Source organism: Methylobacterium sp. ARG-1 (assembly GCF_001262595.1).
In the GTDB taxonomy this organism is placed as follows: Bacteria; Pseudomonadota; Alphaproteobacteria; order Rhizobiales; family Beijerinckiaceae; genus Methylobacterium; species Methylobacterium brachiatum.
In genome coordinates, this window is record NZ_LHCD01000022.1 from 50,083 (window position 1) to 61,630 (window position 11,548).

General features: G+C 69.1%; 11 protein-coding genes. 4 read left to right on the forward strand and 7 right to left on the reverse strand.

The genetic code is table 11. From position 1 onward, the window contains the following. Position 1 precedes the first annotated feature (1 nt). Together AKJ13_RS19400 and AKJ13_RS19405 are read right to left on the reverse strand one after the other, a co-directional pair. On the reverse strand, positions 2-1,621 hold the full coding sequence (locus AKJ13_RS19400) for a DHA2 family efflux MFS transporter permease subunit (RefSeq protein WP_050734835.1): 1,620 nt from the start codon (positions 1,619-1,621) through the stop codon (positions 2-4). Between the two features lie 5 nt (positions 1,622-1,626). Then, the gene (locus tag AKJ13_RS19405; RefSeq protein ID WP_050734836.1) at positions 1,627-2,889 is read right to left on the reverse strand and encodes an HlyD family secretion protein; all 1,263 of its coding nucleotides are present in this window, start codon (positions 2,887-2,889) and stop codon (positions 1,627-1,629) included. A gap of 199 nt (positions 2,890-3,088) precedes the next feature. On the opposite strand from AKJ13_RS19405, the gene AKJ13_RS19410 reads away from it, so the two are divergent. Then, a complete protein-coding gene (locus AKJ13_RS19410) occupies positions 3,089-3,736 on the forward strand; it encodes an HdeD family acid-resistance protein (protein ID WP_050734837.1) in 648 nt (215 codons plus the stop codon). Positions 3,737-3,905: 169 nt separating this feature from the next. Further along, positions 3,906-6,353, forward strand: a complete 2,448-nt coding sequence (locus AKJ13_RS19415; protein ID WP_050734838.1) for a PBP1A family penicillin-binding protein — start codon at positions 3,906-3,908, stop codon at positions 6,351-6,353. Between the two features lie 4 nt (positions 6,354-6,357). On the opposite strand, the gene AKJ13_RS19420 is transcribed toward AKJ13_RS19415, so the two are convergent. Continuing rightward, positions 6,358-6,786 carry a DUF1810 domain-containing protein gene (locus AKJ13_RS19420; RefSeq protein ID WP_050734839.1) on the reverse strand — a complete coding sequence of 143 codons (429 nt, stop codon included), beginning with the start codon at positions 6,784-6,786 and terminating at the stop codon, positions 6,358-6,360. Positions 6,787-6,876: 90 nt separating this feature from the next. Between AKJ13_RS19420 and AKJ13_RS19425 the strand changes: the two genes are divergently transcribed. Beyond that, on the forward strand, positions 6,877-7,251 hold the full coding sequence (locus AKJ13_RS19425; RefSeq protein ID WP_050734840.1) for a hypothetical protein: 375 nt from the start codon (positions 6,877-6,879) through the stop codon (positions 7,249-7,251). A 61-nt stretch (positions 7,252-7,312) separates the two neighbouring features. Continuing rightward, a complete protein-coding gene (gene pcaD, locus AKJ13_RS19430) occupies positions 7,313-8,113 on the forward strand; it encodes a 3-oxoadipate enol-lactonase (RefSeq protein WP_050734841.1) in 801 nt (266 codons plus the stop codon). A 116-nt stretch (positions 8,114-8,229) separates the two neighbouring features. On the opposite strand, the gene AKJ13_RS19435 is transcribed toward pcaD, so the two are convergent. The 4 genes from AKJ13_RS19435 to AKJ13_RS19450 form a co-directional block, all read right to left on the reverse strand. Beyond that, positions 8,230-8,571 (reverse strand): hypothetical protein, encoded by a 342-nt coding sequence (locus AKJ13_RS19435; RefSeq protein WP_064774646.1) that lies wholly within the window; start codon positions 8,569-8,571, stop codon positions 8,230-8,232. Between the two features lie 301 nt (positions 8,572-8,872). Beyond that, positions 8,873-9,286, reverse strand: a complete 414-nt coding sequence (locus AKJ13_RS19440) for an EF-hand domain-containing protein (protein ID WP_050734843.1) — start codon at positions 9,284-9,286, stop codon at positions 8,873-8,875. 178 nt (positions 9,287-9,464) lie between these two features. Next, positions 9,465-9,716, reverse strand: a complete 252-nt coding sequence (locus AKJ13_RS19445) for a hypothetical protein (RefSeq protein WP_050734844.1) — start codon at positions 9,714-9,716, stop codon at positions 9,465-9,467. Positions 9,717-9,816: 100 nt separating this feature from the next. Beyond that, positions 9,817-11,436, reverse strand: coding sequence for an ABC transporter substrate-binding protein (locus AKJ13_RS19450; protein WP_050734845.1), 1,620 nt, complete (start codon positions 11,434-11,436; stop codon positions 9,817-9,819). Positions 11,437-11,548: the final 112 nt, after the last annotated feature.

The window sequence follows — 11,548 nt, forward strand, 5'->3', positions numbered from 1 at the left end:
GTCAGTGCCCGCCTGCCGGGGCACCGCCGCCGAGCTTGACCGATTTCAGGCTCAGCGCGAGGGGCACCGCGCAGGCAGCGACCAGGCCCATCACCCAGAACACGTCGATATAGGCCCAGTAGGCCACCTGCGTCTGAAGCACGCTGCCGATCCAGGCGGTCGCCTGGCTCTGGGCCTCGACACCGGTATAGCCGTGCTCGGAGAAGTACTGCGTCGCCTGCCGCATGGTCTCCTGATAGGCGGGCGCGGCCGGGTTGACGCTCTCGACGAGCCGGCTCTGGTGGAACTGGCTGCGATAGGCCAGCATGTTCTGGGCGAGCGACACGCCCATCGAGCCGCCGACGTTGCGGGCGACGTTGATCAGTGCCGAAGCTTGGTCGGTCTGGTCCTTGCGCAGACCCTCGTAGGAGGCCGAGGTGATCGACAGGAACACCATCGGCAGGCCGATACCGATATAGACCCGCGACCACGCGAAGAACGAGAACGTGGTCGTGCCGTTGAGCCGGGTCAGGTCGTACATTCCCAGCGCCACGATGGTCATGCCGGCCGCGATCAGCCATTTCGGCTGCACATAAGCCGAGACGCGGCCGGTGAGGAACATCATCACCACCGTGACCATGCCCCCGGGGCCGAGCACGAGGCCCGACAGGGTGGCGGTGTAGCCATAATATTCCTGCGTGATCTGCGGGATGAACTGCGTGGTGGCGATCAAGATCGCCCCGGTGAACATCATCACCAGGAAGCAGGAGCCGAACTGGCGATTGCCGATCAGGCGCAGGTCCACCGCCGGGTTCTTCCGGGTCAGGAGCCAGGGGATCATGGCGATGAACGAGACGACCATCAGCAGGCCGGAGACGTTCATCAGGGTCGACGTGCCGAACCAGTCCTTCCGCTGCCCCTCGTCGAGAATGACCTCCAACGAGCCGAGGAACACGGCGACCAGCAGGAAGCCGACGATGTCGAACCGGATGCCCTTGCGCACCAGGGCGCGGCGCTCCTTCTTGGCCGCGTCGCTGTCCTCGATCAGCCAGTACATCAGCCCGAGCGCGATCACGCCGATCGGCCCGTTGATCAGGAAGCACCAGTGCCAGGAGGCGTTGTCGGAGAGCCAGCCGCCCAAAGTCGGGCCGATCACCGGCGCGACCACGATGGCGACACCGTAGAGCGCGAAGGCTTGGCCGCGCTTTTCGGGCGGGAAGGAATCGGCCAGGATCGATTGCGCCAGCGGGGCCATACCGCCGCCGCCCAGCCCCTGCAGCACCCGGAACAGCAGCAGCGACTCGAGGCTCCATGCGAAGCCGCACAGGATCGACGCGATGGTAAACAGCGCCACCGACCACATGAAGAACGCCTTGCGGCCGTAGCGCTTGGCCAGGAAGCTGGACGCCGTCAGCGTGATCGCGTTGGCCACGAGGTAACTCGTCACCACCCAGGCCGCCTCGTCGGGCCCGACCGCGAGCCCACCGGAGATGTAGCGCAGGGCGACGTTGGCGATGGTGGTGTCGAGCACCTCCATGAAGGTCGCCAGCGCCACCACGCATGCGATCAGCCACGGATTGTGTCCGCCCGGCGCCTTGGCGGCGGACGATTTGCCGGCGGAAGCCCGGCCGGTCCCGGCCATCGCGGTCACCGCACCGTGACGGTGGGGACGACCGACATGCCCGGGCCGATCGAGACGTCCGTCGGCCAATCCTTCACGACAATCTTCACCGGGATGCGCTGGGTAACCTTCACGTAGTTGCCGGTGGCATTCTGGGCCGGCAGCAGGCTGAAGGCGGTGCCCGAACCCGGCTGGACGGAGGCCACGGTCCCGTGGATCGTGCGACCCGGATAGGCATCGATGACGAGGTCCACCGGCTGGCCGGGACGCATGTCGGCGATCTGCGTCTCCTTGTAGTTCGCCGTGACCCAGATGTCGTCCGGCACGAACATCGACAGGCTCTGCCCGGCCTGCGCCAGCGCCCCGATACCGCCCGTCAGCCGCACGACCCGCCCCGGCTGCACCGCACGGATCGTCGTGTAGCCGAGATTCAACTCGGCCTGCTCGACCTGGGCCTTGTCCCGGGCCATCTGCGCCTGGGTCGAGGCCTTCTGGGCCTGGAGCGAGCCGATCTGCTTCTGCGCGGCGACGACGCTCGCATTCGCGCTCTGCACCGAGGCCTGGCGCTGCTGCAGCGTCGAGGTCGCCGACTGGGATTGCTGGACCGAGCCTGAGCCCCGCTCCGCGAGGTCTTTGTAGCGGGCCGCATCCTCCTGGGCGAACTTCAGGGCCGCCTCGGCGGTGGCGACCTGGGCCTTGGACACGTCGATATTAGCGTACTGGGCCTGGATCTGGGCGTCGATATTCGTGATCGCCGCCTCGTCGGCCGCGACCTGAGCCTTCGCCTGCTCGAGAGCGATCCGGTAGTCGCGCTGATCGATCTGGAACAGCATCTGTTCGGCCTCGACATGCTGGTTGTCGGTGACCGGAACCTCGACCAGATATCCGCCGACCTTCGGCTGGACCGCGATGCTGCGAGCATCGACGAATGCGTCGTCGGTGCTCTCATAGGGATGCATGTACAGGAGCCAGTAGAAGAACACGCCGACGCACAGTGCGACCACCGCGAGGCCTCCGAACAGGAAGGCCCAGGGGTGGCGCCGCAAAATGTTCGGGCGCCGCTCCTCGTCCTCGGGCTCGTCCTCCTCTCGGGCATCGTCGTCCCGGCCCTCTGCGTCGGAGGAACCCGGATCGTCGTCTCGTGTGTCGGGCTTGCGCGCGGTCTCGCGGCTCCGGCGGGCGCCGTCGCGGCCGAGATCCAGAATGTCGCGCTGGGGCGCCTCGGGCGGTCCCTCGACCGACAGCGGACGTGATGCGGGCTCGGCGGCCTGCCGCTGCTCGTCAAACATGGCGTCTCATCACCACTGGATGGACCGGCCGCCGCACGGCAGCCGGGCTGTACGCGTGCCCGCCTCGGTCAGCAAAAGTCAGGGATTGCACCAAGGTTCCACCCGGCCCGTGGCCGGCCTCAGGAACGCTTGTCGCAGTGCAGCGTTCTGCGGGCGGATTGACCGGGCCGGCGGGCCCGGCGCGTTTCGGAGTTCCGCCATGACCAAAACCCAAACACCCAACCCGCAGGGCTCAGGCTCCGGCTCGACCGCGACATCACCCTCCGGCATCCCGCTCACCGGCAGCGCGCGCCTCGATGCGATGAGCGCGGCGCTTGCCCGGAACTGGTGGCTCATCGCCCTGCGCGGCGTCGTCGCGATCCTGTTCGGCATCGTCGCCTTCGCGGCGCCCGGGGCCTTCGTGCTCTCGCTCGTGCTGCTGTTCGCCGCCTACACCCTGGTCGACGGCGCCTTCGCGATCGTCGGCGCCGTACGCGCCGCGCAGCGGCACGAGCGCTGGGGCTTCCTGCTGCTCGAAGGCCTCGTCGACATCATCGTGGCCGTGGCCGCCGTGCTCGTCCCGGGCGCGGCTGTCTGGGCGTTCGTGCTGCTGCTCGCCGCCTGGGCGCTCGTGACCGGCGGCCTGATGATCGCGGCCGCCTTCCGGCTGCACCTCCATTACGGACGCTGGTGGCTCGGACTCGGCGGTCTGGTCTCGATCCTGTTCGGCATCGCGCTGGCCCTGGAGCCGGGCATGTCGGCCCTGGTGCTCACTTGGTGGATCGGCGCCTACACGATCGCGTTCGGCGTGCTCCTGCTGATCCTGGCCTTCCAGCTGCGCAGCCGGCACACGGCAGCGGGGTGGTAAGCCGCCGCCCGCCCGCGGTTCGAGACCGGACCGCGTGGCGCGCGTCACACGCTCGGGCGCGATCGTCTCCGGCAGGCCGGCCTCATCGCTTTGTCGGTGGGACTCGCAGGCGAATGCAGCTTAGAACCCTCCGTCGATCGGATCGGCCGGTCCCGGAACACGTATCGCGATGACGTCAGACGCGCCGGAGCGCGCCCCGACCGACCCGGATCCCGCGCGGAACCCTGGGGCGGACACGTCGGACCCGCGCAGGGCGGCTCGCGAGGCCGGGCGGGCCGCCCGCGACCTGTTCCGCCACCTGTGGATCCTGATCGCCGCCGGTGGACGCGGCCTCCTGCGGCTCGGGCATTCGGCCTTCGCCCGGCTCGCCGCGAGCCTCGCTCGTCGGCGCGATCGCGTGCGGCCGGAAGCGACGGAACGGCCCGTTGGCGCCTCGCCTGCCCCCGCCTCCGCGCGTTTCGCACGCCTGAACCGCAAGCCGGTGCTGCTCGCCGTTGGTGCGGCGATCCTGCTGCCGGTCCTGGCGCTGGCGATCTACCTGCTGGCCGCCCTCCTGACGCTGCCGCCGCTCGGGGGCGCTGTCGTCGATACCGGACAGCGGGCGATCACCGTCGAGGCCGATGACGGGCGGGTCTTCGCCACCCGGGGCAGCTTCCGCGGCCAGAAGCTGACCGCCGCCGATCTGCCGCCGAACCTCGCCAAGGCGATCGTGGCGATCGAGGATCGCCGCTTCTACAGCCATTGGGGCATCGACCTGCGCGGCCTCGGCCGTGCCGCCTGGCGCAATGTCGCGGGCGGCGGCGTGCGCGAGGGCGGCTCGACGATCACGCAGCAATATGTCCGCCTGACCTCGCTCAACCAGGAGAAGACGCTCTGGCGCAAGGTCCAGGAAGCGTTCCTGGCATTGCGGGTCGAGTCGACCATGAGCAAGGACGAGATCCTGCTCGGCTATCTCGACGCGGCCTATTTCGGTGCTGGCGCCTACGGGGCGGATGCGGCGGCGCGGCGCTATTTCGGCAAGCCCGCCAAGGCCCTGACCCTGCCCGAGGCGGCCATGCTGGCCGGGCTGGTGCGGGCGCCCTCGCAGCTCGCCCCGACCCGCAACCTCGGCGGCGCCAAGGAACGGGCCGACGTGGTGCTTCAGGCCATGGTCGAGACCGGCGCGATCACGCAGGGAGAGGCCGACGCCGCGCGCAAGCAGAGCGTGAGCCTGAAGTCGCCCCCCGAGGCGCCCCCCGGCACCAACTACTTCCTCGACATGATCGCCGGCGACGTGAAGCGTCTGGCCGGCACCGACGGCGACATGACCGTGCGCTCGACCCTCAATCTCGACCTGCAGAGCCTCGCCGAGGGTGTCGTCGCCCGCCGCCTCGACAAGGACGGCACCAAGCGCAAGGTCGGCCAGGCGGCCATGGTGGTGCTGTCGAAGGCCGGCGCGATCCTCGCGATGGTCGGCGGCCGGGATTACGAGGACAGCCAGTTCAACCGCGCCGTGCAGGCCAAGCGGCAGCCGGGCTCGCTGTTCAAGCTTCTCGTCTACCTGACGGCCTACGAGCAGGGCCTCACGCCCGAGACCGTGATGGACGATCGCCCGGTGCGGATCGGCGACTGGGAGCCCGAGAACGACGACGGGCGCTATCGCGGGCCGGTGCCGCTGCGGACCGCCTTCGCGCTCTCGATCAACACGGTGGCGGCCCAGCTGGGGCAGGATGTCGGCATCCCGGCGGTGATCGCCACCGCCCGCAAGCTCGGGATCCAATCCGAGCTGCCGAACGTGCCGAGCCTCGTCCTCGGCTCCGGCGCCGTGAGCCTCCTGGAGATCACCCGCGCCTACGGCTCAGTGCTCTCGGGCCGTGCCCCGCTCCAGGCCTTCGGCATTCACGCGATCCGCGGCGCCGCCCCGCAGCCGCTCTACGTGCGGGCCGATCCGGCGCCGACCGCCCCCTTGGCGCAGGAGCCGCGGCAGATGATGCTCGATTCGCTTCAGGCGGTGGTCGAATCCGGCACCGGCCGGGCGGCGCGGGTGCCGGGCCAGATCATCGGCGGCAAGACCGGCACCAGCCAGGATTTCCGCGATGCCTGGTTCGTCGGCATGACCCCGGACCTCGTGGTCGGGGTCTGGATCGGCAACGACGACGACAGCCCCATGAACCGGATGTTCGGCGGCGAGATGCCTGCCGGCATCTTCCACGATTTCGTCCAGCGCGCCTCCGCGCAGCTGGCCAAGGGCAAGCCCCGCCCTTCGGCCGAACGGGCCGAGCCGGCGCCGGCCGCCGCGTCGGCCCCGCCGGCCCCGGTCGCGTCCGCGGAGATCCGGGGCGTGCCCGAGGTGATCGATACCGGGACCCTGTCGCTGCGCGGGCGGACCGTGCGCCTGCTCGGCGTCGTCGGCGAGCGCGGCCATCTCGCCCGCCAGCTCGCGAACTACCTGCGCCGCCGGGAGGTCGTCTGCAGCCTCGCCGATGGGGCCACGGCCCGCTGCCGGATCGAGGGCGACGACCTTGCCGCCCTGATCCTCACGGCCGGCGGCGCCCGCGCAGCGGAAGACGCCCCGCCGGACCTGCTGGGCGCCGAGGAGCAGGCCCGGGCCGAGCGCGTCGGCCTATGGGGACGGTGACCCTCTAGCCCGCGCCGAGCTTGGCGAGGGTCAGCGGATCGGGCTTGCCGTCGAAATACCGCGCCAGCGCCTCGGCGAAGAGCGGCTCCTCCGGCGCGGCGCGCGTGAACAGCGTCATGCTGGAGCGGAACTTCACGTCGTCGGGCGAACCGAAAATCGCGTGCGCCGAGCGGTCGGTGACGCCGTTCACGGCCGCCGTGCAGGCGCGCAGGCGGTCGCCGAGCACGGGATGGGCGAGGTAAGCCTTGGCCTCGTCGAGGGAGCCGATCGCGTAGCGCTGGGCCATCGGGCTGGAGCCCAGACCGGCGACCTGCGGGAAGATGAACCACATCCAGTGGCTGCGCTTCTCCCCGGCGCGCAGTTCGGTCAGCGCCCGCTCGTAGACGCCCTCCTGCGCGGCGACGAAACGCTCGAGAGTGTACGGTTCGGCCATGGTCCCGCTCCGGTCTGCAGGAGATCAACCCGGCGGCCGCCGTTCGGATGCGCGGCCGACGCCGGGCGGCGGATCGTGTAACCTCGCCCGATGCTCGACGCGCTCCTCGGCTTCATGATCGCCAACCCGGCGACAAGCCACGCCCTCGCGGCCCTGCCCGAGACCGCCGGCGTCGCCGCCGCGATGATCGGGTTGCGCACACCCCGCCCCGAGGCGACCGCGGCGCTGGTGGTCTCGACGTACTATTTCGGCCGCGAGGCCGGGCAGCGCGAGCACGACATCAAGCATGCCGGCTGGGACGCGGTCCAAGCACATCTGGGCGCCGAATTCCTGTACGGCTGGTCCCTGCCGAACCTCCAGCAATGGCTGGCGCCGACTTGCGCCGCCTGGGCAGTTGCGGCCGCGATGGTTCTGGCGCGTCGCCGGGTGACGCAGGCCGGCCTCCGGAACGTGCGGGGGCGCTGATCAGGCGCACGCGCGACCTATCTGGGCGGATGACGCGCATAGCCGAACACGGAGACGTTTGATGCCGCAGATCGCCGTCCGGGGGCTCGAGCTCCGCTACGTTCTCGAAGGCCCGGACGGCGCGCCCGTCGTGGCCTTCTCGAACTCGCTGGGCGCCACCCTGGAGATGTGGGACTCCGTGCTGCCGGCCCTGACCGGCCGCTTCCGGACCCTGCGCTACGACACACGCGGCCATGGCGGCTCGGAAACGAGCGACCGGCCGACCGAGATCGCGGATCTGGCGGGCGACCTCGCGGGACTGCTCGACGCCCTCGGGATCGGCCGCGCCCATCTGGTCGGCCTCTCGCTGGGCGGCATGACCGTACAGGCGCTGGCGAGCGCCGAGCCCGAGCGTGCCGTGAGCGTGACCCTGATGGCGACGGCGGCCCATCTCCCGACTGCGCAGACCTGGAACGCGCGCGCCGCGACGGCGCGGAGCCAGGGCACCGGCGCTCTGGTGGACGCCACCCTGGCGCGCTGGTTCACCCCGGCCTTCGCGCAGCGTGCGCCCGACACCGTCCAGGCGGTGCGCGAAGGCTTCATCGCCTGTGACCGGGCGGGCTACGCGGTGTGCTGCGAGGCGATCGGGCGCATGGATCTGCGCCCGGCCCTGTCGGCGATCACGGCTCAGACCCTGGTGATGGCCGGGCGTGACGACCCTTCGACGCCGCCCGCCATGGCGGAGGAGATCTGCGCCGGCATCGCCCAAGCAGAACTCGTCGTGCTCCCCCGGGCGGCGCATCTCCTCGCCGTTGAGCGTGCCGACGCGGCCGGCGGCTACCTGCGCGCCTTCCTCGACCGCATCGAGACAGCGCGCAGCTGAGCCGCTCAGAGGCTGCTGACCGCCACCGTTCGGGGCGACGTCCAGACGCCGCTCCCGATCGCGCTGCGATCGGGCTCGCCGACGCCGAGCCAGCGTCCGCTTCGGGGCCGAGCGCTCTAGTGGCAGGGAATGCCGGCATCGGCCGGCGACATGCCCCGCGCCAGCCGGCGCCCGACATGGAACAGCACCTTCTCGATCAGCGCCACGGTGAGCGGATCGCCGTCGTGCTTGGCCAGCTGATAGGCCACAAGCAGGTTGTCGCTGATATCCCCGAGCAGGTCCGACGAATCGATCGTATACGCCACGGGCTCGGGTTCCGAAGCCGGCGCAAGACCCTCGGCCGGCTGGTCGCGCGTGGCTTGCGACACCTCGATAGCCTCGCGCGCCGCGTCGATCATCGCCCGCATTTCCGCGAGCAGTTCCAGACTCGTCGCGTCTTCTGGCGTGTCGTTTTGCATGCTGCCGGCCCCCCAACCGGCCCCAAACTGCACCTACAGGTTGCGATCCGTCAACCGCCAACCTGCACATCTTCCGCGCATCTGTAGATTATTGCCTATCCGTCGCACGGCCGACCTCTTCGCAATGCAAACGAATACAACATTCATAATTCGAGGCCCACAACCGAAGGGTGATAAGCACGCGCCTGTAAGTTCTGCGTATCGGCCTCATATTCGCGGCCGAAACGCAAGAACGCCCCCGTGGATACATCCACGGGGGCGTTGTCGTTCGTCGGTACGGGCAGGGTGTGCCCGCGAAACGTTACTTGATCAGGGCGAGCAGCGCCTTGCCGGCCTTGGAGTTCAGCTCCTTGGCATCGAGGGTGCCGTCGCCATCCGGATCGGCGACCTTGAAACGGTCGGCGACGGCAGCGAGGTACTCGTTCTTGTCGATGGTGCCGTCGTTGTCCGGATCGGCCTGCTTCAGGCCGGCCTTGCTGAGGCGGCCCTTCAGCTCCTTGGCATCGAGGGTGCCGTCGGCATCCTTCTCCAAGCGATCGAAGGTGGCGGAGGCCACGGCTTCGACTTCCTTGAGATCGACGGTGCCGTCGTTGTCGGTGTCGATCATCTTCACGGCGCTGGCTCCGCTCACCGGCTTGGCCAGGGCGGCGGGGACCGAAAGGCCGGACACGGCAAACGCAACCGCCGCGAAACCACTGATGAAACGAAGGGTCATTGCCAAATTCTCCCGAAACGTGATGCGCGATCTTCCTAGTCGCGCGCCAGCGTTGCTGCAAGTGCGAAGTTTGACGGTGCAGCGCAGCTTCCACCGCCAGACGCGATGAGAAAAGGGGCCGGCAAATGCCGACCCCTTCCAAAATCATCGTGCCCTACAAGGCTGTCAGCCGGATAACTCAGTAGCCGTAGCCGCGACGGACCACGGGGCGATCGTCCTCGAAACGCTGCCGGCGATACATCCGGTCCTCGTCATCGGCCCGGTCGCGATCCCGGCGATATTCCTCGCGCCGGAAGTCGCGTTCCCGCTGACCGCGCGAGCGCAGGTCGACGCTGGGACCGTCGGGTCCGATTTCGATGCGCTGGGCCGAGGCCGGGACGACGGTCGCGAGGGAGGCGGCCAGGACGGCGCCGGCGAGCAGGGTCTTCATGGGACACTCCTTCGTGCGTTGGGGTCCCAACACAGTCTCGCGACGATCGTTCCTGATTCGCTCAGGCTCTTCCCGAGCCTCCGCATGGATTGAGGCGGTCTCAGGCCAGCGTCGACAGATCCTGAAACCAGTGCTGAGCCTGCACGTAGTCCTTCACCCGCGGCGACAAGGCGTGGGGATTGGTGTCGTGGACCACCCAGACCTGCACTGCGTCATCGACGATGATTTCATGGATGCGGGCGAGCAGCTTGTTCTGCTCATCTGGATCCAGGCTCGCCTTCACCTTGTCGCAGAGCGCATCGACCTCCGGGTTGCGGTAATGGCTCCAGTTCACGCCGCCCGGGGCGATCTGCTTCGAATCGTAAAAGCGCAGGATCGCGTAGAACGGGTCCGAGGTGACGTAGGCGATGTTGCCGGCGGTGATTCCCTTGAGGCTCGGATCCGCGGCGCCCTGGCGCCACGCCGTGTAGGCCACTTCAAGTTCCACGGTCTTGAACTCGACCTGGATGCCGATCTCGGCCCAGCTCTGCTGGACGAATTCGTTGATCGGCAGCGACAGCATCTGCCCGGTCCCGCCGGTGGGGATCATGATCGTCGCCTTCACCGGGTTCTGCACCGAGAAGCCGGCCTCCTGCACGAGCTTGCGCGCCTGTTCGACGTCGGTCTTGATCTGGAAACTGGGCTTGCCGAACCACGGGCTCGACGCCTGCATCTGACCGGCGGCCGGCTGGGCGAGACCGCCCAGAAGCTGGACGACGCCCTCGCGATCGATGGCGAGGTTGGCAGCCTTGCGCAGGCGCAGGTCCCGCCAGGGGGAGCCCTCCAGCATCGACAGGTGGTAGTTCCAGACGTGCGGGGTGTCGTTGCCGACGACGCGGATGCCGGACGCCTTCAGGCGGGGCACCGCGTCCGGGGCCGGCGCCTCGATCAGGTCGACATTGCCGGAGAGCAGCGCGTTCACCCGGGCGAGATCCTCGGGCACGCAGGTCAGCGTCAGCTTGGCGAGCTTCGGCACCCGTTTCGGATTCCAGTATGTGGCATTCGGCAGGAGCTCGAGGCGGACCCGGGGAACCAGCTGACCCATCTTGAACGGGCCGGTGCCGGAGGGCTGGAACGCGAATTTCGCCCAGTCGCGCCCGACCGCCTCGTACTGCGCCGGCGAGGAGATTAGGAACCACAGCATCTGGTAGGGGAACAGGCTGTCGGGATTCTTCGTGGTCACCTGGACGGTCTTGGCGTCGAGCTTTCGATAGCTCGCAACGCCCGGCAGCCGCGGGCGGACCTGGGCGGCCTGCCGCTGGTCGAAATGCGGCGCCTCCTTGTTGAGGACCTTGTCGAAGTTCCAGATCACCGCATCGGCATCAAAGGCCGAGCCGTCATGGAATGTCACGCCTTCGCGCAGGTGGAAGATCCAGACCTTCGGATCCGCCTTGTCGACCTCCCAGGACGTGGCGAGGCCGGGGATCATCGTGCCGGGCCGGTCGGCGATGCCGAGATCCCAGGCGACCAGGGGATCGTAGAGGGTCAGGCCGGTGAACTGGTAGCCGCCGGCGCCCCGGTCCGGCTGACCGGTGGTGAGCGGCAGGTCGGTCATCGAGATGCCGTAGGTCAGGCTGCCGGCACTTCCGCCCTGGGCGCCGGCCCGGCCGAACGTGCCCAGGGTCGCCAGGGCCGCGCCCCCGGCCATGAGCGCGCGGCGTGTCGGCTTGATCGAGTCCATCGTGTCTCTCGGCAGAAGGGGACGCGCTGCCGGTCAGCGCCGCCCCCTTCGTCGAGAGGCACCGCGCGTAGGCTGCATACGGCATCTTGCATGCATCGTGCCCAACGCCGCG